This window comes from Rathayibacter tritici (assembly GCF_002932875.1).
GTDB lineage: Bacteria > Actinomycetota > Actinomycetes > Actinomycetales > Microbacteriaceae > Rathayibacter > Rathayibacter tritici.
In genome coordinates this window covers 52,787-71,112 of sequence record NZ_PSWS01000040.1, presented here as the reverse complement: position 1 = coordinate 71,112, position 18,326 = coordinate 52,787, and the positions used below count along the sequence as shown (strand labels likewise).

The following is an 18,326-nucleotide window of genomic DNA, read 5'->3' as shown; positions in this document are numbered from 1 at the left end:
GGGTGGGGGTGGGGGCTCAGTGGTGCGGTTTAGCAGGGACGGGGTGCGACCCATTGAGGGTCGCCGGTGCGTTGTCGGGGCTGCCGTGGCTGCCGGCGCCGTGTGCGCCGGGGCTGCCGCCTTTCGCGACGCTCTGCGTCGCGCAGGGCTGCCGCCTTGCGCGACGCTGTGCGCGACGCTACGCGGCGCGCACACCGTCACGCATCGTGATCCGTGGTGAGGAAGGTCGCGAGCTCGTCTAGGACGGCCTGCTCGTTCTCGCCCTCGACGCTCACGGTGAGCTCGTCGCCGTGCTCGATGCCGAGCGAGATGATCCCGAGGATCGACGCGGCGTTGACCGGAGTCGCGTCGCCCTTCGCGATCAAGACTTTCTGACCCGATTTGGCCGCTGCCTGGCTGAACAGCGAGGCGGGGCGGGCGTGAAGGCCCTTCGACGATGCAACCTGCACGGTGCGCTCGACCATGAACGTTTCTCCTTGATCCTGCAGTCGCGACTGCATCAGTGGTGCCCGGAGTCGGGCTCGCCCGGGCGGACCGGGCGGGTGGAGGAGTCCGTGTCCGCACCTGCGACGACCGCGCGAGCGGCGAAGAGGACGGGCAGGGTCTCGAGCACGGCATCGGCACCGTGCGCTCCAAAGACATCCGGAGGGAGGAGAGCGGCCGCGGCTCCCACGAGCTCCGCGCGCTGGCGGAGCCCGTCGAACTGCGACTCGAGGTGCGGCCCCACGAGGAGGACGTCCGCCTCGGGGAGCGAGTGCTCGAGACCGGTGAGGGTCTCGGAGCGGAACTCAGCACCCATGCCGCGCTCCTTGGCGCCCGCTCGCAGCCGGTGGGCCAGGAACGTGCTCGATGCGCCTGCACCGCAGACGATCAGGATTCTTCGCACCTCGTTCGCCTCCTCGCGTCCGGGTCGTGACCCATCCAAGCATCCCGAAAGCGGTACGGCACGCTCCAGCAGAAAATCTTCCGCGGGGGCGGAAAGCCGCCCCGACCGCCCGCGGCGCGGGGGCTCCCTGGCGCGTCGCCGTGATGATTGACTGGCGGAACGCACGATTCGCCGCCCGCGTCCTGCGAGCCCGCGGGCAGGTCGTGGCACGTGCTGGCCCCGACCTGAACCGTACGCCTGGAGCCTGATGCCTGATAACCGCGACCGACTGCTGGAGTACCTCTCCCGCGCCGACGGCTGGGTGACGGCACACGAGCTCGCCGACCGGCTCGGCGTGACCACGCGCAGCGTCCGCAGCTACGTCACCGCGGTGAAAGCGCAGGCCGCGCCCCTGGAGCCGGTCGAGTCCTCGGCGAACGGCTACCGGTTGGCCCGTGAGGTGTACGCGGCGTACCTGGAGGCGCAGCGCAACCGCGACATCGAGCCCGACACTCCGCGCGACCGGCTCTACAGCATCGTCCGCCGCCTGGTCGACTCGGACGGGGGCCTGGACGTCACCGCCCTCGCCGCTGCGCTCTCCGTGAGCGAGTCGACCGTCGACGCCGACCTCCGCCGGGTGAAAACACTCGCCGACGAGGCGGGCCTCTCGCTGGTCCGCCGTGGCCCGTCGGTCCGCCTGGAGGGCAGCGAGGAGGCGCACCGACGCCTGATCTCGCGCCTGTTCCGCGACGAGAGCGCGCAGGGCGTCTTCACGCTCGACGACGTGCAGCGGGAGTTCGCCTCCCCCGGCCTGGGTGCCTTCACAACCGAGCTTCTGGCCGAGCTCGACAGTCGCGGCTACTACATCAACGACTACGGAGTGAACAGCGTCCTCCTGCACATCGCGATCGCCGTCGACCGGGTCGCCCGCGGCATCCGCGACCCCGCCGGCGCCCGGCCCTCCCCCGCGATCCACGGCGAGCTCGCCGAGCTCTTGGCCGAGCTGGTGGAGCGGCACTTCGCCACGCGCCTGACCGACGCCGAGCTCGCGCAGCTCGCGATCCTGATGACCACACGCGTAGCGACTCCGGGCCACAATGAACCGGTCGCCGCCGTGGTCGAGAACTACCTCGACCCCGGGGACCTGACCGTCGTCCGCGACCTCGTGGCCGAGGTGAACCGCGAATACCTGGTCGATCTCGACGACGAGGGCTTCATCGTCCGCCTCGCCCTGCACGTGCGGAACCTGGTCGCGCGCGCCTCCGAGGGCGGCTACTCCCGCAATCCGCTCACCCGCTCCATCAAGACCAGTTATCCGATGACGTACGAGATCGCCGTGTTCCTGGCGAGCGGACTGCAGCGACGGCGCGGGATCGCGGTGAACGAGGACGAGATCGCCTACATCGCCCTGCACGTCGGCTCCTTCCTCGAGCGGGTGTCGCGGCGCGAGGAGCGGTTGTCCTGCGTGATCGTGTGCCCCAGCTACTACGACCTCGCGCACATGCTCCGGCTGCGCGTCGAGCGCTCACTCGGTACCGAGGTCGAGGTCCGCTCCCTGATCACCCGGAGCGACGTCGAGTGGGGCCGGCTCACCGCCGACCTCGTGATCACCACGATCGACGAGCGCCCTTCCTCCGACGATGTGGTGCTCGTGCAGCCGTTCCTCACCGATCACGATGTGGAGGCAGTGCGCCGTGCGATCGCCCGCGTGCGCCGGCATCGCCGCCGCGCGCAGATCAAGGACGAGCTGCTGCACTTCTTCGATGAGTCGCTGTTCTTCCGCAACGTGCACGCCCGCGACGAAGCGGCGATGATTCGGATGCTGGGCGGGCGGATGGTCGCCGACGGCATCATCGACGAGGACTACGTCGACGGCGCCATCGAGCGGGAACGGATGAGTTCGACCGCCTTCACCGACAATCTCGCCGTGCCGCACGCGATGGCGATGAGCGCCCGCCGGACCTCCATCGCGATCGTGATCAACGACACGGCGATGGAGTGGGGCGAGCAGCGTGTGAACGTCATCGCGATGATCGCGTTCGCCTCGGCCGGCCGCAGCACATTCCAGTCGGTGTTCGACCAGTTCGTCGAGGTGTTCGCCGACCGGGCGGAGGTGCAGCGCCTGATCCGCCGCTCCACCGACTTCGGCGGCTTCATTGAGGAGCTGGTGCGGGTGATCGACAGCTAGCCGACTCCACTCCTGATCTGGACGGAGGTGTCGCGAGGGTGAACTCCTGCTCCCCGTCGCTCTAGGCGACGGGCGTGGGCACGATCCCGTAGGGGGCGAGGCCGGCCGCGCCGCCGTCGGCGAGTGTGGTGACCCAGATACCGTCGCGGTGCACGGCGACCGAGTGCTCCCAGTGGGCGGCCGTGCTGCCGTCCTCGGTCGCGACGGTCCACTCGTCCTCCCGGACGACGGTCTCGGCGCTGCCGGCGGTCACCATCGGCTCGATCGCGACGACGAGGCCCGGCTTCACCTCGGGTCCGCGCTGGCGCACCCGGTAGTTGAACACCGGCGGCGCCTCGTGCATCGTGCGGCCGATGCCGTGGCCGATGTAGTCGGTGAGGATGCCGTAGACGCGGCCCGAGCGTTCGGCCTCGTCCTCGATGTACTCCTCGATCGCCGCGCCCACCTCGTTGAGGTGCCGGGCGGAGGCGAGGGCGGCGATGCCGCGCCACAGCGATCCCTCGGTGACCCGCGAGAGCTCGGCGCGCGCGGCGACCTCCTCAGGACGGGTCGGATCGGGCAGCACGAGCGTCATCGCCGAGTCGCCGTTCCAGCCGTCGATCTCGGCACCGCTGTCGATCGAGACGATGTCGCCCGGTTCGAGGACGCGCCCGCCGGGGATCCCGTGGACCACCTCGTCGTTCACCGACGCGCAGATCGTGTGCCGATAGCCCGGGACGAGCTGGAAATTCGAGTGGCCGCCGTGCTCGAGGATCGCGGCCTCCGCGACCGCGTCGAGTTCGAGCGTGGTCACGCCCGGCCGGATCGCGACGCGCACTGCCTCCAGTGAGGCCGCGGTGGCCAGGCCTGGCGCGAGCATCGCCCGCAGCTGCGCGGGCGTTTTGTACAGGGAGGAACGCAGTGCCACGGCTCAGGCGGCCGGCGAATCGAGACGGCTCACCCGGTGGCCCTCGAGCGCGACGACGATCCGCTCGGTCACCTCATCGACCGGGCCGAGACCGTCGACCACGACGACGAGCCCGCGAGCGGCGTAGACATCGATCAGGGGCGCCGTCTGCTCCTCGTAGAGCGCAAGACGGCGACGGATGACGTCCTCCGTGTCGTCGCTGCGGCCCTGCTCGAGCGAGCGCTTGAGCAGGCGGCCGACGACCTCGTCGGGGTCGGCCGTGAGCTGGACAACCGCGTCGAGTCGGTTGTCGTCGGCGGCCAGGATGCGGTCGAGCTCGTCGACCTGTTCCGTCGTGCGCGGGTAGCCGTCGAGCAGGAAGCCCGTTGACGCGTCCGCCTCCTGCAGGCGGTCGTGCACGATCGCGTTGGTGAGCTCGTCCGGGACGTAGCGGCCGGCGTCGAGGTAGGCCTTCGCCTGGAGCCCGAGCTCCGTCTCGTTCGCGACGTTGGCGCGGAAGATGTCGCCGGTCGAGATCGCCGGCACCTTCAGGATGTCGCTCAGCCGAGCGGCCTGGGTCCCCTTGCCTGCACCGGGCGGGCCGATCAGCAGGAGACGGAAGCCGATCGGGTGCGACGTCATCGGAGGAGTCCTTCGTAGTGGCGCTGCTGCAGCTGGGAGTCGATTTGCTTCACCGTCTCCAGGCCGACTCCGACGATGATCAGGATGGACGTTCCGCCGAAGGGGAAGTTCTGGTTGGCGCCGACGAGCGCCAGCGCCACGAGGGGCACGAGCGCGATCAGGCCCAGATAGACCGATCCGGGCAGTGTCACGCGAGTGAGCACGTAGTTCAGGTACTCGGCGGTCGGGCGGCCGGCGCGGATGCCGGGGATGAAGCCGCCGTAGCGCTTCATGTTGTCGGCGACCTCGTCCGGGTTGAAGGTGATCGCGACGTAGAAATACGTGAATCCGACGATCAGGAGGAAGTACAGCGCCATGTAGAGCGGGTGGTCGCCCTTGGTGAGGTAGTTCGTGATCCAGGTGACCCAGACCGGCGCCTCCTGACCCGCGGCGGGCTGGTTGAACTGCGCGATCAGCGCGGGCAGGTACAGCAGCGACGAGGCGAAGATGACGGGCACGACGCCGGCCATGTTGACCTTGATCGGGATGTACGTGTTGTTGCCGCCGTAGGTGCGCCTGCCGACCATCCGCTTGGCGTACTGCACGGGGATCCGCCGCTGCGACTGCTCCACGAAGACCACAGCGACCACGAGCACGAGGCCCACGCCGAGAACGAGGAGGAAGGTCTCGAAGCCGCGGGACTGCGCGATCGACCAGAGCGAGGTGGGGAACTGGGCGGCGATCGAGGTGAAGATCAGCAGCGACATGCCGTTGCCGATGCCGCGCTCGGTGATGAGCTCGCCCATCCACATGATGATGCCGGTGCCCGCGGTCATCGTGACGACCATGAGCAGGATGGAGTACCACTCGTCGGTGATGATGAGCGCCGAGCACTCCGGCACACCGGAGTTGCCGAAGAGCGCACCCGAGCGGGCGACGGTGATCAGCGTCGTCGACTGGAGGACACCGAGCGCGATGGTGAGGTAGCGCGTGTACTGGGTGAGCTTGCCCTGACCGGACTGCCCCTCCTTGTACAGCGTCTCGAAGTGCGGAATGACCACGCGTAGCAGCTGCACGATGATCGACGCCGTGATGTACGGCATGATCCCGAGCGCGAAGATCGACAGCTGGAGCAGGGCTCCACCGCTGAACAGGTTCACGAGTTCGTAAAGACCCGAGGTGCCCTGATTGCCGGCGAGACAGGCCTGCACGGCGCTGAAGCTGACGAACGGAGCAGGGATGAAGGATCCCAGCCGGAAGATCGCCACGATCGCGAGGGTGAAGCCGATCTTGCGGCGGAGGTCGGGGGTGCGGAAGATCCGCGCAACGGCGCCAAACACTACCTAAGGTCTCCTGCTCAATTCTGTGGTGCGGGATACAGGTCGAGCTTGCCACGCGCTCCCGGAGGGAGTCGGCGTGGCAAGCTCGACCGACAAGCTGCTGGTGCTACTTGATGGATCCGCCCGCAGCGACGATCTTCTGCTCCGCAGAGCTGGAGACCTTGTCGACCGCGACGTTCAGCTTAACCGCAATGTCGCCGTCCCCGAGAACTTTGACCTTCTCGTTCTTGCGCACGGCACCCTTGGCGACCAGGTCGCCGATGGTGACGTCACCCCCCTGGGGGTAGAGCGCCGAGAGAGCGGACAGGTTGACGACCTGGTACTCGACCCGGAACGGGTTCTTGAAGCCGCGGAGCTTCGGGGTGCGCATGTGCAGCGGCATCTGCCCGCCCTCGAAGCCGATGCGCACCGTGTAACGGGCCTTGCTGCCCTTGGTGCCGCGTCCCGCGGTCTTGCCCTTGGAGCCCTCACCGCGACCCACACGGGTCTTGGCCTTCTTGGCTCCGGCAGCGGGGCGGAGGTGGTGGACCTTGAGCACGTGCTCCCTGGTCGCCGGCGCCGCCGCGCCCTTCGTGGTGGACGTCGGCGCGGAAGTCGTGGACTCCGCGGCGGCGTTGTTCGTCTCAGCCATTAGTCAATCTCCTCGACCTTCACCAGGTGGGCGACGGTCTTCACGTATCCACGGTTCTGGGCGTTGTCCTCGCGGACCACGCTCTGACCGATCTTCCTGAGGCCGAGCGAGCGCAGCGTATCGCGCTGGTACTGCTTCTCGCTGACCTTCGACTTGATCTGGGTCACCTTGAGCTGAGCCATCAGGAACCTGCCTTCGCGGTGGACGCGGCGGCGAGGGCGTCGGCCTCGGCACGGACGAGACGGGCCGGCGCGACCTGATCGAAGTCGAGACCACGACGAGCGGCGACGGCGCGCGGCTCCTCGAGCTGCTGAAGAGCCTCGACGGTCGCGTGGACGATGTTGATGGTGTTCGACGAGCCGAGCGACTTGCTCAGGACGTCGTGGATGCCGGCGCACTCGAGGACGGCACGCACGGGACCACCGGCGATGACGCCGGTACCCGCGGCGGCGGGGCGCAGGAGCACCACACCGGCGGCGGCCTCACCCTGCACGGGGTGCGGGATCGTCAAGCCGACGCGGGGAACGCGGAAGAAGTTCTTCTTCGCCTCCTCGACGCCCTTGGAGATGGCGGTCGGGACCTCGCGGGCCTTGCCGTAGCCGACGCCCACCAGTCCGTTGCCGTCTCCGACGACCACGAGTGCGGTGAAGCTGAAACGACGACCGCCCTTGACGACCTTCGACACGCGGTTGATGGTCACCACGCGCTCGAGGAACTGGCTCTTCTCGGAGTCACGGCCACCACGGTCGCGGCCTCCCTGGTTGCGGTCGCGGCCGCCGCGGCGGGGCTCACGAGCCTCCTGCTGCGGCTGCGTGGACGCAGCGGTCTCGACGGGGGCCTCCGACACAGCGGCGACCTCGGGTTCCTTGTTCTCTGCGGCGCTCACAGGTTGAGCCCTGCCTCTCGTGCTCCATCGGCGATCGCGGCAACGCGACCGGCGTACTTGTTGCCTCCGCGGTCGAAGACGACCGCCTCGACACCGGCGTTCTTGGCGCGCTCGGCGACGAGCTCGCCGACCTTGCGGGCCTTGGCGGTCTTGTCACCGTCGAACACGCGCAGGTCGGCCTCGAGGGTCGACGCCGACACGAGGGTGCGGCCCTGCGCGTCGTCGACGATCTGCACGAAGACGTGGCGGGCCGAGCGATTGACGACGAGGCGGGGGCGCTCAGCGGATCCGACGACCTTCTTGCGCAGACGGTCGTGACGACGACCGCGCGCAGCGGACTTGCTCTTTCCTCTGGTTCCGAGTCCCATGATCACTTACCGCTCTTTCCGGCCTTGCGGCGAACGACCTCGCCGGCGTAGCGCACGCCCTTGCCCTTGTAGGGCTCGGGCTTGCGGATCTTACGAATGTTGGCGGCTACCTCACCGACGGCCTGCTTCGAGATGCCGTGCACGGTGAGCTTGTTGTTGCCCTCGACCGTGAACGAGATGCCCGCGGGCGGGGTGACGACGACCGGGTGCGAGAAGCCGAGCGCGAACTCGATGTCCGAGCCCTTCGCCAGCACGCGGTAACCGGTTCCCACGACCTCGAGGCCCTTGGAGTAGCCCTGCGTGACACCGATGATGTCGTTGGCGATGAGCGTGCGGGTGAGGCCGTGGAGCGAACGCGACTCGCGCTCGTCGTCGGGACGCGAGACCAGCACCTGGCCGTTCTCGACGGAGACCTCGATGGGGCTGGCGACCGGCACGGTCAGCTCGCCCTTGGGGCCCTTGACGGTCACAGCGGATCCGGCGACGGAGACGTCGACGCCCGCCGGGATCTCGATGGGGAGTCTTCCAATACGCGACATGAGGGGTTACCACACGTAGGCGAGGACTTCCCCACCCACGCCCTTCTTCTCGGCCTGGCGGTCGGTCAGCAGACCGCTCGAGGTGGACAGGATGGCGACGCCGAGGCCACCGAGCACGGTGGGGATCTCGGCCGACTTCGCGTACACGCGCAGTCCGGGCTTCGAGACCCGCTTGATGCCGGCGATCGAGCGCTCGCGGTTGGGGCCGTACTTGAGGGAGATGGAGAGCGTCGTGCCGACGCGCGCCTCCTCGACCTTCCAGTCGGCGATGTAGCCCTCGGTCTTGAGGATCTCGGCGATGTTCGCCTTGAGCTTCGAGCCCGGGAGAGTGATGGAGTCGTGGTGCGCGGAGTTCGCGTTACGGATTCTGGTCAGCAGATCTGCGACCGGATCAGTCATGGTCATGGCTGATGGTGCCTTTCTCGCCTGGTTTCGGCACCCTTTACAAGAGTGACGACCTGTGGTGCGGGACGGCGCCGACGACGTCGACGCCCATGCGGCCGCGCGAACGCAGGCCAACGAGCCATGATACATGGCCGAGGTCCTGCGGTCGAGGGCCGATCGTGCACGGAGTCCGCGGGCTTCGCGCTGCAGCCGGGCGGAGTGACCCGCGCCGGCCGCGGACGCACGACGAGGCCGGAGGGCGGTTCTCACCGTCCCCCGGCCTCGAGGCTTATTGCTTACGCGTTGTCCGAGGACTTGAACGGGAAGCCCAGCTGCTTGAGCAGCGCGCGACCTTCATCGTCGGTCTTGGCGGTGGTCACGACGGTCACGTCGAAGCCGCGGACGCGGTCGATGCGGTCCTGGTCGATCTCGTGAAAGATCGACTGCTCCGTGATGCCGAAGGTGTAGTTGCCGTTGCCGTCGAACTGGCGGTCCGAGAGACCGCGGAAGTCGCGGATGCGCGGGAGCGCGACCGAGAGCAGACGGTCCAGGAACTCCCACGCGCGGTCGCCGCGGAGGGTGACGTGCGCGCCGATCGCCTGGCCCTCGCGCAGCTTGAACTGCGCGATGGACTTGCGGGCCTTGGTGACCTGAGGCTTCTGGCCGGTGATCGCGGTGAGGTCCTTGATGGCGCCGTCGATGATCTTGCCATCGCGGGCCGCCTCACCCACGCCGGTGTTGACGACGACCTTGACCAGGCCGGGGACCTGGTGGACGTTGCCGAAACCGAACTGCTCCTTGAGAGCGGGGATGATGTCGGCCTGGTACTTGGCCTTGAGCCGCGGCTGAACCTTCGCAGCCACTGCGGTGGTGTCAGTCATTACAGTTCCTCACCCGACGCCTTCGCGTAGCGCACGCGAACGGTCTTGGTCACGCCGTCCTTGGTGACGGCCACGTTGCGGTGGCCGACCCGGGTCGGCTTCTTGGTCTTCGGGTCGACGAGCGCGACGTTGGAGATGTGGATCGAAGCCTCGACGGTCTCGATGCCGCCCTCCTTCGAGCCGCGCTGCGACTGGCCGACGCGGGTGTGCTTCTTCACGAAGTTCACGCCCTGGACGACGACGCGGTTGCGCTCGACCAGCACCTCGAGGACGGTGCCCTGCTTGCCGCGGTCTCCGCCGCGGGCCTGGGTCGCTCCCGAGATGACCTGAACGAGGTCACCCTTTTTGATCTTGGCCATGACTAGATAACCTCCGGTGCCAACGAGACGATCTTCATGAACTTCTTGTCGCGGAGTTCGCGACCGACCGGCCCGAAGATGCGGGTGCCACGGGGGTCCCCGTCGTTCTTGAGGATGACGGCCGCGTTCTCGTCGAACTTGATGTACGAGCCGTCGGGGCGACGGGTCTGCTTGACGGTACGGACGATAACGGCCTTGACCACATCGCCCTTCTTGACGTTGCCACCGGGGATCGCGTCCTTAACGGTGGCGACGATGATGTCACCGAGACCGGCGTAGCGGCGGCCGGAGCCACCGAGAACGCGGATCGTGAGGAGTTCCTTGGCGCCGGTGTTATCGGCGACCTTCACTCGGGATTCTTGCTGAAGCATGTGTCTCTCCTGCTAACTCAAGTAGGCCGCGGCCTACTTGGCCTTCTCGAGGATCTCGACCAGGCGCCAGCGCTTGGAGGCGCTGAGGGGACGGGTCTCGCTGATGACGACGAGGTCGCCGATTCCCGCGGTGTTCAGCTCGTCGTGAGCCTTGACCTTCGAGGTCCGGCGGATGACCTTGCCGTAGAGCGGGTGCTTGACGCGGTCCTCGACCTCGACGGTGATGGTCTTGTCCATCTTGTCGCTGGTGACGTAGCCGCGGCGGGTCTTGCGGTAGCCGCGAGCGCCCTCCTGCTTGACGTCGTGGGCGGCCGACTCGTGGCCGGCGGTGTCACTGACGGTTGCCATTACTTGGCCTCCTCGGTCGGCTCGGTCGCCTCGACCTCGGCCTTGGCGGCCTTCTTGGTCTTGGGCTTCTTCTCCGCCTTGGCCGGGGCCTCGACGGGTGCAGGGGTGGCGCGGATGCCCAGCTCGCGCTCACGGATGACCGTGTAGATGCGGGCAATGTCGCGCTTGACCGCACGCAGGCGGCCGGTCGTGTCCAGCTGGCCGGTGGCCGACTGGAAGCGGAGGTTGAACAGCTCCTCCTTGGCCTTCTTCAGCTCCGTGACGAGACGCTCGTCCTCGAAGGTGTCGAGCTCGGCGGGGGCGAGCTCCTTGGATCCGATCGCCATTACGCGTCTCCCTCCTCGCGCTTGATGATGCGTGCCTTGAGGGGCAGCTTGTGGATGGCACGGGTCATGGCCTCACGAGCGAGCTGCTCGTCGACGCCGGCGACCTCGAAGAGGACGCGACCCGGCTTGACGTTCGCGACCCACCACTCCGGCGAACCCTTACCGGAACCCATGCGGGTCTCGGCGGGCTTCTTGGTCAGCGGACGGTCGGGATAGATGTTGATCCACACCTTTCCGCCGCGCTTGATATGACGCGTCATCGCGATACGAGCGGACTCGATCTGACGGTTGGTCACGTAGGCGGGGGTGAGGGCCTGAATGCCGAACTCACCGAATGACACCTTGGTGCCACCGGTGGCCTGGCCCGTGCGGCCCGGGTGGTGCTGCTTGCGGTACTTGACTCGACGCGGAATCAACATGGTTATGCCTCAACTCCTGCTGCGACGGGCGCCTCGCTCTGCTGGCGGGGTGCACGGCGCGGACGGTCGCTGCGCTCGGGGCGCGACGACTTGCTGTTCGCCTGCTCGCGGGCGAGCTCCTTGTTGGTGATGTCGCCCTTGTAGATCCAGACCTTCACGCCGATACGGCCGAAGGTGGTCTTCGCCTCGTAGAAGCCGTAGTCGATGTTCGCGCGGAGGGTGTGCAGCGGTACGCGTCCCTCGCGGTAGAACTCCGAACGGCTCATCTCGGCGCCGCCGAGGCGGCCGGAGACCTGGATGCGGACGCCCTTGGCGCCGGCGCGCTGGGCGCCCTGCAGGCCCTTCCGCATCGCGCGGCGGAAGGCCACACGGGCGGAGAGCTGCTCCGCGATGCCCTGGGCGACCAGCTGCGCCTCGGCCTCGGGGTTCTTGACCTCGAGGATGTTGAGCTGAATCTGCTTGCCCGTGAGCTTCTCGAGGTCCGCGCGGATGCGCTCGGCCTCGGCGCCGCGGCGACCGATCACGATGCCCGGGCGGGCGGTGTGAATGTCGACGCGGACGCGGTCACGGGTGCGCTCGATCTCGATGCGGGCGACGCCCGCACGATCGAGCTGCGTGGCGAGGAGTCGGCGGATCTTGACGTCCTCAGCGAGGTAGTCGCTGTACCGCTGGCCCTTCTTGGTGCTGTCGGAGAACCAGCGCGACACGTGGTCGGTGGTGATTCCCAGACGGAAACCGTAGGGGTTTACTTTCTGACCCATTACTTGGTCCCCTCCTCAGGAGTGGCCAGCACGACGGTGATGTGGCTGGTGCGCTTGTTGATGCGGAAGGCACGACCCTGAGCACGGGGCTGGAATCGCTTGAGGGTGGTTCCCTCATCGACGAAGGCGCGGGACACGAACAGGTCCTGGTCGTCGAGGTACTCGTTCGAGGCATCGGCCTTGACACGAGCGTTGGCCATCGCCGAGGCGACGAGCTTGTAGACGGGCTCCGACGCGCCCTGCGGCGCGAACTTCAGGATGGCCAGTGCCTCCTGAGCCTGCTTGCCGCGGATCAGGTTCACGACACGGCGAGCCTTCTGGGGGGTGACGCGGATGTGTCGCACGCGTGCGATCGACTCCACCATTTCTCTCCTCCTTCTCGTCGCCGCGTTAGCGACGACGGCCCTTCTTGTCGTCCTTCTCGTGACCGCGGAAGGTCCGAGTGGGGGCGAACTCGCCGAGCTTGTGGCCGACCATGGTCTCGGTCACGAACACGGGGATGTGCTTGCGACCGTCGTGGACCGCAATGGTGTGTCCCAGCATCGCCGGGATGATCATCGAGCGGCGCGACCAGGTCTTGATGACGTTCTTGTTGCCGGCTTCGTTGGCCGTGAACACCTTGCGAAGCAGGTGGTCGTCAACGAAGGGGCCCTTCTTGAGACTGCGAGGCATCTTCTACGCGTTCCTTCTCTGCTTCCGAAGCTACTTGCGCTTCTTGCCGGCGGTGCGGCGGCGAACGATGAGCTTGTCGCTCTCCTTGTTGGGGCGACGGGTGCGTCCCTCGGACTGACCCCACGGGCTGACCGGGTGGCGACCACCGGAGGTCTTGCCCTCTCCACCACCGTGCGGGTGGTCGACGGGGTTCATCGCGACACCGCGGACCGTCGGGCGCACGCCCTTCCAGCGCATACGGCCGGCCTTGCCCCAGTTGATGTTCGACTGCTCGGCGTTGCCGACCTCGCCGATCGTGGCGCGGCAGCGCGCGTCGACGTTGCGGATCTCGCCGGACGGCAGGCGCAGCTGCGCGTAGGGGCCGTCCTTGGCGACGAGGCGCACCGAGGTGCCGGCCGAGCGGGCGAGCTTGGCGCCGCCTCCCGGCTTGATCTCGATGGCGTGGATGACCGTACCGGTCGGGATGTTGCGCAGCGGCAGGTTGTTGCCGGGCTTGATGTCGGCGCCGGCGCCCGACTCCACGACGTCGCCCTGCGAGAGCTTGTTCGGGGCCAGGATGTAGCGCTTCGTGCCGTCCACGAAGTGGAGCAGCGCGATGCGCGCCGTGCGGTTGGGGTCGTACTCGATGTGAGCGACCTTGGCGTTGACGCCGTCCTTGTCGTTGCGACGGAAGTCGATCAGACGGTACTGGCGCTTGTGGCCACCACCGATGTGTCGCGTCGTGATGCGGCCGGAGTTGTTGCGGCCACCGGTCTTGGACAGCGGGCGCAGGAGCGACTTCTCGGGCGTCGAGCGGGTGATCTCGGCGAAGTCGGCAACGCTGGAGCCGCGGCGACCGGGGGTCGTGGGCTTGTACTTACGAATAGCCATTGTCTGTTTCCTCTACGCTTCTTCGGCTCAGCCGACGCTCGTGAAGATGTCGATGGAGCCGGACTTCAGCGTGACGATCGCGCGCTTGGTGTCCTTGCGCTTGCCGGTGCCGAACTTCGTGCGGCGGGTCTTGCCCTGACGGTTGAGCGTGTTGATCGACGCGACCTCGACGCCGAAGATCTTCTCGATGGCGAGCTTGATCTCGGTCTTGTTCGAGCGCGGGTCGACCACGAAGGTGTACTTGCCCTCGTCGATCAGGCCGTAGGACTTCTCCGACACCACCGGGGAGATGATGACGTCGCGGGGGTCCTTGTTGAACGCGGCGGACTGGCTCATGCGTTCACCTCTTCCTTGTTGGACTCGGCTCCGTTGGACTCGACGCCCGACTTGGCCGCGATGAACGCGTCGAGCGCGCCCTTCGAGAACACGATGTCGTCGGAGACGAGCACGTCGTACGCGTTGAGCTGGTCGGCCGGCAGGATGTGCACGAACGGCACATTGCGGAGCGAGAGCTCGGCGATGTAGTCGTCACGCTCGAGCACCACGAGGACGTTGCGCGACACCGAGAGGGCGTCGAGCAGCACGAGGGCATCCTTGGTCTTCGGGGTGTCACCGAGGGCGAGGGACTCGACCACGTGAACGCGGGAACCGCGGGCGCGGTCGGAGAGAGCGCCGAGCAGGGCAGCGGCGATCATCTTCTTGGGGGTCCGCTGCGCGTAGCTGCGCGGGGTCGGTCCGTGGACCACGCCACCGCCGGTCATATGCGGGGCGCGGATCGAGCCCTGACGAGCGCGACCGGTTCCCTTCTGCTTGAACGGCTTGCGTCCGGCTCCGGAGACCTCACCGCGGTTCTTCGTCTTGTGGGTTCCCTGGCGCGCCGCAGCGAGCTGGGCCACGACGACCTGGTGGATCAGCGGGATGTTGGTCTGGACGTCGAAGAGCGCGGCGGGGAGCTCGAACGAGCCCGCCTTCTGGCCCTTGACGTCGATGATGTCGACAGAGGTAGCCATGGAACTACGCTCCCTTCACGGCGTTGCGAACGAACACGAGGCGACCGCGGGCACCGGGGACGGCGCCCTTGACGAGCAGCAGACCCTTCTCGGCGTCGACGGAGTGCACCTTGAGGTTGAGCACGGTGACGCGCTCGCCACCCATGCGACCGGCCATGCGCATGCCCTTGAACACGCGGCTGGGGGTCGAGGAGGCACCGATGGAGCCGGGCTTGCGATGGTTGCGGTGCGAACCGTGCGACGCCGAGACGCCCTTGAAGTTGTGACGCTTCATCACACCGGCGAAGCCCTTGCCCTTGCTGGTGCCGACGACGTCGACCTTGGTGCCGGCCTCGAAGACGGCGTCCACGGTCAGCTCCTGGCCGGCCGAGTAAGAGCTCGCATCCGAGGTGCGAACCTCGGTGAGGTGGCGGCGGGGGGTGACGCCCGCGGCGTCGAAGTGACCGGCGGCGGGCTTGTTCACCTTGCGCGGGTCGATCGCACCGGCGGCGAGCTGGACGGCGGTGTAGCCGTCCTTCTCCTCCGTGCGGACCTGGGTCACGACGTTGGGGCTGATCTCGATGACGGTGACCGGCACGAGCTTGTTGTTCTCGTCCCAGACCTGGGTCATTCCGAGCTTGGTGCCGAGGAGGCCCTTGCTGGTCTTCAGCGTGGGGGAAACAGTGACAGACATGGTGGCACTCCTCCTTAGAGCTTGATCTCGATGTTGACGTCGGCCGGCAGGTCGAGGCGCATGAGCGAGTCGACGGCCTTGGGCGTCGGGTCGATGATGTCGATGAGGCGCTTGTGGGTGCGCATCTCGAAGTGCTCGCGGCTGTCCTTGTACTTGTGGGGCGAACGGATCACGCAGACCACGTTCTTCTCGGTCGGCAGCGGCACGGGGCCGACGACCGTTGCACCGGCACGGGTGACCGTGTCGACGATCTTGCGCGCCGACGTGTCGATGACCTCGTGGTCGTACGACTTCAGTCGGATGCGGATCTTCTGTCCCGCCATGTGTGATCTCTCACTCTCTTGTTATTGCGTCGTACGCGACTCCCCCGGCCGAAACCGGACTCGTCTCGCATTGGACGCGCTCGCGAAGGAACTCCGGTGACCCGGAAACGTGCAACCAGTGTTCTTCTGTCAAAAGCACCGCATCCGGGGCGCTCCGATCGACGTGCAGAACGCACGACGCACGGAGAACCCGCTGAGATGTCGGTTGTTGTCGTTCTGCTACCCGCCGCCTCGACGTCGCACCCGCGAGGCCGCCCTCTCGGGTCGAGCCTCCGCGATGCGGTCTCGGCACTGCCTGGCAGTGTCCCCCTCTCAGCGACAAGCCGCAGGAGAAGGAATTGTGAACTAGAAGAGTCTCCCACACATCATCAGACCCTGCAACCCGGGCGTGTCGCACCGGAGGCCTCCGCCGCGGCTACTCGAAGAGGAGCGCTCTGACTGCGGTCTCGGCGGAGGCGAGACGCGACGGATCGATGGTCTCGCCGGCCCGGAAGTGGTCCAGCAGACGCGGATCGACATAGCTCGCGCGGGCCACGGTGGGCGTGTTCCCGAGCACCTCGGACGCGTCGCGCATCGCCTGGGCGATCGCGGAGGTGCGGGCGCGCTGGGTCGCCTGCGGGCCGGACTTCGCCAGACTGATCGCGGCCGCCACGGTGCCGTGGAGTGTGCGGAAGTCCTTCGCCGTGAAGTCGTCGCCCGCTCGCTCCCGCACGTAGTCGTTGATCTCGGGCGCCGAGAGCGGCCGCCACTCCCGGCCGTCCTTCCAGGCCAGCAGCCGAGCGTTGGGCCCCCTGCGTTTGAGAGCCCGGACAACGCGCGAAAGGTCGTGGTCGAGGATCTCGCTCGTCCAGGCCTGGTGGCTCTTGCCGGGGAAGGCGAGCGCTACCCGGTCGCCGTGGGTGCTCGCGTGCGAGCAGAGCAGAGTCGAGAGGCCGATGCTGCCGTGCTCCTTCGCGTACCGCTCACTGCCGACGCGGAGGGAGCCGGTGTCCAGCATCCTGAAGGCCGTCGCGAGCGCACGGTCACGGCTCGGCCCGTCCGAGCGCAGGGCGACGGTCACCGCTCGTCGCGCGCCCGGAAGCGCCTCAGCGAGCCGGAGCGCCCGGTCGAACTTGATCCGATCCTTCTGCTCGCGCCAGGTCGGGTGGTAGATGTACTGCCGCCGGCCGGCGGAGTCGACGCCCGTGGCCTGGATGTGGCCGTTCGGGTACGGCGCGATCCAGACGTCCTTCCAGGCCGGCGGAATGCCGAGGGCGTCGAAGCGGGCTCGAAGCTCCTGGTCGGCGACCGTCGCGCCCTTCGGCTCGCGGTAGCTGAAGCCGGAGCCCGCGCGCACCCGGGTGTAGCCGCGTCCGCTCGAGTCGGTCCTGCGGAGTCGTTGCGCGCGAGTGTCAGCCATCGACTCGACGATAGGACGGCGGATCGGGTGCCCGCACCCGCTTGACGCTGGGCGGGAGCACTCGCCTCGCGCCGCTACTCGTCGCCGACCCGTTTGTCGGCCTCGCGCTTGAGATCCTCAATGCGGTCGTCGTAGGTGCCCTTGGTGAGGCGGCTCGCGATCTCGCTGGTCTTCTCGAGCACCTGATCCGAGACCTGCTCCGCCTTCTCGCTGTGCAGGGCGTCCTGCGTCTTCTGACTGTTCAGCAGTTCGCCGGCCTGACGTCCGAGCTTCCCGAGATCCACGATGATGCCTCCTTGTCGACGCGCACAGGGCGGCGCGCGCCTCAGTGTGGCGGCCACTCCTGGGGGAACGGTGCGGGCGCGCCGGTCAGCGGGCCAGCGCGATCACCCGTGCTGCGGCGTCCGCCAGCGCCCGCCCGTAGGAGGGACCGTGGCCCGCAGTGTGGACGGCGAGCGGGTGCAGCTGGTGGAGGGGGATCCGCTCCTCGACTCCGGCGGCGAGCGGATGCTGCTCGTGGTAGCCCTCGAGGACGGCGTCGAGGTGCGCGGTACCGAACAGGGCCAGCATCGCCAGGTCGGTCTCGCGATGGCCGCCGTGGGCAGCGGGGTCGATCAGCACTGCGCCGATCACAGCACCCTCACCCGACCACAGCACATTGCCGGTCCAGAGGTCGCCGTGGATCCGGGCGGGTGCGGATCCGTCGTCGAAAACCCCGCTCGTCACGAACTCCAGTGCGCGCTCGACGGTCGACGCGTCCGTGGCGGAGAGATTCCCGGCGTCCACCGCCGGGCCGAGGAACGGCCGCACGCGTTGCTCCGCCCAGAAGCGCCCCCAGGAGGAATCGGGCCGACACGTCATGGCGCGCCGCCCGATGTAGGCGGGCCCGCTCCAGCCGGTGGGCGGGGCTCCGAATGCCGGCGCTCCCGCCTCGTGCGTGCGCGCCAGCGCCGCCCCGAACTCCCGGGCTGCCGACCGTGTGGACCGGACGGAGCGGATCTGCTCCAGTTCGATCCGCCCGGGCGACACCGTGAGCACCGGGACGCAGGCCACTCCCCCGGCCGCCGCGCGCAGCCAGTCGAGGCCGGCCGCCTCCCACTCGAAGAACTGCGGGCGGGCACGCGGGTCGCTCTTCACGAAGGGCATGCACCCACGCTAGCCGCGCCTCACCCCGGAAACGAAGAGAGGGGCCGCCCGCACGAAGCG

The 18,326-nt window shown here is 67.9% G+C and carries 29 protein-coding genes; 1 reads left to right on the top strand and 28 read right to left on the bottom strand.

Features of this window, described 5'->3' with window-relative positions:
- Positions 1-197: 197 nt before the first annotated feature.
- Together C5D07_RS06520 and C5D07_RS15735 are read right to left on the bottom strand one after the other, a co-directional pair.
- A complete protein-coding gene (locus tag C5D07_RS06520; RefSeq protein WP_068251497.1) occupies positions 198-464 on the bottom strand; it encodes an HPr family phosphocarrier protein in 267 nt (88 codons plus the stop codon).
- Positions 465-499: 35 nt separating this feature from the next.
- Complete coding sequence (locus C5D07_RS15735) at positions 500-886, bottom strand: PTS sugar transporter subunit IIB (RefSeq protein ID WP_170063516.1); 387 nt, start codon at positions 884-886, stop codon at positions 500-502.
- 247 nt (positions 887-1,133) lie between these two features.
- Between C5D07_RS15735 and C5D07_RS06510 the strand changes: the two genes are divergently transcribed.
- Entirely contained in the window at positions 1,134-3,053 is a 1,920-nt protein-coding gene (locus C5D07_RS06510) for a BglG family transcription antiterminator (protein ID WP_104258976.1), read from the top strand.
- Positions 3,054-3,114: 61 nt separating this feature from the next.
- Here C5D07_RS06510 and map read toward each other — a convergent pair whose 3' ends face one another.
- The 26 genes from map to C5D07_RS06380 form a co-directional block, all read right to left on the bottom strand.
- Positions 3,115-3,960, bottom strand: coding sequence for a type I methionyl aminopeptidase (map, locus tag C5D07_RS06505; protein WP_084415778.1), 846 nt, complete (start codon positions 3,958-3,960; stop codon positions 3,115-3,117).
- A gap of 3 nt (positions 3,961-3,963) precedes the next feature.
- Positions 3,964-4,581, bottom strand: a complete 618-nt coding sequence (locus C5D07_RS06500) for an adenylate kinase (RefSeq protein WP_068251488.1) — start codon at positions 4,579-4,581, stop codon at positions 3,964-3,966.
- Positions 4,578-5,900 carry a preprotein translocase subunit SecY gene (gene secY / locus C5D07_RS06495; protein ID WP_068251486.1) on the bottom strand — a complete coding sequence of 441 codons (1,323 nt, stop codon included), beginning with the start codon at positions 5,898-5,900 and terminating at the stop codon, positions 4,578-4,580. The genes C5D07_RS06500 and secY overlap by 4 nt, the downstream gene beginning before the upstream one ends.
- 106 nt (positions 5,901-6,006) lie before the next feature.
- Positions 6,007-6,531 carry a 50S ribosomal protein L15 gene (rplO, locus tag C5D07_RS06490; RefSeq protein WP_084415777.1) on the bottom strand — a complete coding sequence of 175 codons (525 nt, stop codon included), beginning with the start codon at positions 6,529-6,531 and terminating at the stop codon, positions 6,007-6,009.
- Positions 6,531-6,713 carry a 50S ribosomal protein L30 gene (gene rpmD / locus C5D07_RS06485; RefSeq protein ID WP_181024623.1) on the bottom strand — a complete coding sequence of 61 codons (183 nt, stop codon included), beginning with the start codon at positions 6,711-6,713 and terminating at the stop codon, positions 6,531-6,533. The genes rplO and rpmD overlap by 1 nt, the downstream gene beginning before the upstream one ends.
- Entirely contained in the window at positions 6,713-7,417 is a 705-nt protein-coding gene (gene rpsE / locus C5D07_RS06480) for a 30S ribosomal protein S5 (RefSeq protein ID WP_068251483.1), read from the bottom strand. The genes rpmD and rpsE overlap by 1 nt, the downstream gene beginning before the upstream one ends.
- The gene (gene rplR / locus C5D07_RS06475) at positions 7,414-7,785 is read right to left on the bottom strand and encodes a 50S ribosomal protein L18 (RefSeq protein ID WP_068256930.1); all 372 of its coding nucleotides are present in this window, start codon (positions 7,783-7,785) and stop codon (positions 7,414-7,416) included. The genes rpsE and rplR overlap by 4 nt, the downstream gene beginning before the upstream one ends.
- A 2-nt stretch (positions 7,786-7,787) precedes the next feature.
- Positions 7,788-8,324: a 50S ribosomal protein L6 gene (gene rplF / locus C5D07_RS06470; RefSeq protein ID WP_068251480.1), complete on the bottom strand. Its 537-nt coding sequence runs from the start codon at positions 8,322-8,324 to the stop codon at positions 7,788-7,790.
- A 6-nt stretch (positions 8,325-8,330) separates the two neighbouring features.
- Positions 8,331-8,729: a 30S ribosomal protein S8 gene (rpsH, locus tag C5D07_RS06465; RefSeq protein WP_068209423.1), complete on the bottom strand. Its 399-nt coding sequence runs from the start codon at positions 8,727-8,729 to the stop codon at positions 8,331-8,333.
- A gap of 275 nt (positions 8,730-9,004) precedes the next feature.
- Entirely contained in the window at positions 9,005-9,589 is a 585-nt protein-coding gene (gene rplE, locus C5D07_RS06460) for a 50S ribosomal protein L5 (protein WP_068251477.1), read from the bottom strand.
- Positions 9,589-9,948: a 50S ribosomal protein L24 gene (gene rplX / locus C5D07_RS06455; protein WP_068251474.1), complete on the bottom strand. Its 360-nt coding sequence runs from the start codon at positions 9,946-9,948 to the stop codon at positions 9,589-9,591. The genes rplE and rplX overlap by 1 nt, the downstream gene beginning before the upstream one ends.
- Before the next feature lie 2 nt (positions 9,949-9,950).
- On the bottom strand, positions 9,951-10,319 hold the full coding sequence (gene rplN / locus C5D07_RS06450; protein ID WP_055787095.1) for a 50S ribosomal protein L14: 369 nt from the start codon (positions 10,317-10,319) through the stop codon (positions 9,951-9,953).
- A 33-nt stretch (positions 10,320-10,352) separates the two neighbouring features.
- Entirely contained in the window at positions 10,353-10,667 is a 315-nt protein-coding gene (gene rpsQ / locus C5D07_RS06445) for a 30S ribosomal protein S17 (RefSeq protein ID WP_068251471.1), read from the bottom strand.
- Positions 10,667-10,993, bottom strand: coding sequence for a 50S ribosomal protein L29 (gene rpmC, locus C5D07_RS06440; protein ID WP_104258975.1), 327 nt, complete (start codon positions 10,991-10,993; stop codon positions 10,667-10,669). The genes rpsQ and rpmC overlap by 1 nt, the downstream gene beginning before the upstream one ends.
- Positions 10,993-11,412, bottom strand: a complete 420-nt coding sequence (rplP, locus tag C5D07_RS06435) for a 50S ribosomal protein L16 (RefSeq protein ID WP_068251465.1) — start codon at positions 11,410-11,412, stop codon at positions 10,993-10,995. The genes rpmC and rplP overlap by 1 nt, the downstream gene beginning before the upstream one ends.
- Before the next feature lie 2 nt (positions 11,413-11,414).
- Positions 11,415-12,173, bottom strand: coding sequence for a 30S ribosomal protein S3 (gene rpsC / locus C5D07_RS06430; RefSeq protein ID WP_068209439.1), 759 nt, complete (start codon positions 12,171-12,173; stop codon positions 11,415-11,417).
- Positions 12,173-12,538, bottom strand: a complete 366-nt coding sequence (rplV, locus tag C5D07_RS06425; protein WP_082480979.1) for a 50S ribosomal protein L22 — start codon at positions 12,536-12,538, stop codon at positions 12,173-12,175. Before rplV ends, rpsC begins: the two co-directional genes overlap by 1 nt.
- Before the next feature lie 25 nt (positions 12,539-12,563).
- Positions 12,564-12,845, bottom strand: coding sequence for a 30S ribosomal protein S19 (gene rpsS, locus C5D07_RS06420; protein WP_055787078.1), 282 nt, complete (start codon positions 12,843-12,845; stop codon positions 12,564-12,566).
- 30 nt (positions 12,846-12,875) lie between these two features.
- On the bottom strand, positions 12,876-13,715 hold the full coding sequence (rplB, locus tag C5D07_RS06415; RefSeq protein ID WP_068251462.1) for a 50S ribosomal protein L2: 840 nt from the start codon (positions 13,713-13,715) through the stop codon (positions 12,876-12,878).
- Between the two features lie 27 nt (positions 13,716-13,742).
- A complete protein-coding gene (rplW, locus tag C5D07_RS06410) occupies positions 13,743-14,051 on the bottom strand; it encodes a 50S ribosomal protein L23 (protein WP_068209445.1) in 309 nt (102 codons plus the stop codon).
- On the bottom strand, positions 14,048-14,725 hold the full coding sequence (gene rplD / locus C5D07_RS06405; RefSeq protein ID WP_068251459.1) for a 50S ribosomal protein L4: 678 nt from the start codon (positions 14,723-14,725) through the stop codon (positions 14,048-14,050). Before rplD ends, rplW begins: the two co-directional genes overlap by 4 nt.
- Before the next feature lie 4 nt (positions 14,726-14,729).
- Positions 14,730-15,398 carry a 50S ribosomal protein L3 gene (gene rplC, locus C5D07_RS06400; RefSeq protein ID WP_068209450.1) on the bottom strand — a complete coding sequence of 223 codons (669 nt, stop codon included), beginning with the start codon at positions 15,396-15,398 and terminating at the stop codon, positions 14,730-14,732.
- Positions 15,399-15,412: 14 nt separating this feature from the next.
- Entirely contained in the window at positions 15,413-15,721 is a 309-nt protein-coding gene (rpsJ, locus tag C5D07_RS06395) for a 30S ribosomal protein S10 (RefSeq protein ID WP_005050520.1), read from the bottom strand.
- Positions 15,722-16,136: 415 nt separating this feature from the next.
- Positions 16,137-17,120: a DNA topoisomerase IB gene (locus tag C5D07_RS06390; RefSeq protein WP_104258974.1), complete on the bottom strand. Its 984-nt coding sequence runs from the start codon at positions 17,118-17,120 to the stop codon at positions 16,137-16,139.
- Between the two features lie 74 nt (positions 17,121-17,194).
- Complete coding sequence (locus tag C5D07_RS06385; RefSeq protein WP_084415776.1) at positions 17,195-17,404, bottom strand: Rv0909 family putative TA system antitoxin; 210 nt, start codon at positions 17,402-17,404, stop codon at positions 17,195-17,197.
- Between the two features lie 85 nt (positions 17,405-17,489).
- Positions 17,490-18,266 (bottom strand): fructosamine kinase family protein, encoded by a 777-nt coding sequence (locus tag C5D07_RS06380; protein WP_104258973.1) that lies wholly within the window; start codon positions 18,264-18,266, stop codon positions 17,490-17,492.
- Positions 18,267-18,326: the final 60 nt, after the last annotated feature.

Coding starts and splice junctions, on each gene's coding strand:
- rplD (WP_068251459.1), bottom strand. CDS start 14,725: ATGGCTACCTCTGTCGACATCATCGACGTCAAGGGCCAGAAGGCGGGC.
- C5D07_RS06520 (WP_068251497.1), bottom strand. CDS start 464: ATGGTCGAGCGCACCGTGCAGGTTGCATCGTCGAAGGGCCTTCACGCC.
- rplV (WP_082480979.1), bottom strand. CDS start 12,538: ATGGTGGAGTCGATCGCACGCGTGCGACACATCCGCGTCACCCCCCAG.
- rpsJ (WP_005050520.1), bottom strand. CDS start 15,721: ATGGCGGGACAGAAGATCCGCATCCGACTGAAGTCGTACGACCACGAG.
- rplE (WP_068251477.1), bottom strand. CDS start 9,589: ATGACTGACACCACCGCAGTGGCTGCGAAGGTTCAGCCGCGGCTCAAG.
- rplP (WP_068251465.1), bottom strand. CDS start 11,412: ATGTTGATTCCGCGTCGAGTCAAGTACCGCAAGCAGCACCACCCGGGC.
- rplB (WP_068251462.1), bottom strand. CDS start 13,715: ATGGCTATTCGTAAGTACAAGCCCACGACCCCCGGTCGCCGCGGCTCC.
- rpsS (WP_055787078.1), bottom strand. CDS start 12,845: ATGCCTCGCAGTCTCAAGAAGGGCCCCTTCGTTGACGACCACCTGCTT.
- rplC (WP_068209450.1), bottom strand. CDS start 15,398: ATGTCTGTCACTGTTTCCCCCACGCTGAAGACCAGCAAGGGCCTCCTC.
- rpsC (WP_068209439.1), bottom strand. CDS start 12,173: ATGGGTCAGAAAGTAAACCCCTACGGTTTCCGTCTGGGAATCACCACC.
- C5D07_RS06500 (WP_068251488.1), bottom strand. CDS start 4,581: ATGACGTCGCACCCGATCGGCTTCCGTCTCCTGCTGATCGGCCCGCCC.
- rplO (WP_084415777.1), bottom strand. CDS start 6,531: ATGGCTGAGACGAACAACGCCGCCGCGGAGTCCACGACTTCCGCGCCG.
- rplF (WP_068251480.1), bottom strand. CDS start 8,324: ATGTCGCGTATTGGAAGACTCCCCATCGAGATCCCGGCGGGCGTCGAC.
- C5D07_RS06380 (WP_104258973.1), bottom strand. CDS start 18,266: ATGCCCTTCGTGAAGAGCGACCCGCGTGCCCGCCCGCAGTTCTTCGAG.
- rplW (WP_068209445.1), bottom strand. CDS start 14,051: ATGAGCCAGTCCGCCGCGTTCAACAAGGACCCCCGCGACGTCATCATC.
- rpsQ (WP_068251471.1), bottom strand. CDS start 10,667: ATGGCAACCGTCAGTGACACCGCCGGCCACGAGTCGGCCGCCCACGAC.
- rplX (WP_068251474.1), bottom strand. CDS start 9,948: ATGGCCAAGATCAAAAAGGGTGACCTCGTTCAGGTCATCTCGGGAGCG.
- C5D07_RS06510 (WP_104258976.1), top strand. CDS start 1,134: ATGCCTGATAACCGCGACCGACTGCTGGAGTACCTCTCCCGCGCCGAC.
- rpmC (WP_104258975.1), bottom strand. CDS start 10,993: ATGGCGATCGGATCCAAGGAGCTCGCCCCCGCCGAGCTCGACACCTTC.
- rpmD (WP_181024623.1), bottom strand. CDS start 6,713: ATGGCTCAGCTCAAGGTGACCCAGATCAAGTCGAAGGTCAGCGAGAAG.
- C5D07_RS06390 (WP_104258974.1), bottom strand. CDS start 17,120: ATGGCTGACACTCGCGCGCAACGACTCCGCAGGACCGACTCGAGCGGA.
- rplN (WP_055787095.1), bottom strand. CDS start 10,319: ATGCTTCAGCAAGAATCCCGAGTGAAGGTCGCCGATAACACCGGCGCC.
- rpsH (WP_068209423.1), bottom strand. CDS start 8,729: ATGACCATGACTGATCCGGTCGCAGATCTGCTGACCAGAATCCGTAAC.
- rplR (WP_068256930.1), bottom strand. CDS start 7,785: ATGGGACTCGGAACCAGAGGAAAGAGCAAGTCCGCTGCGCGCGGTCGT.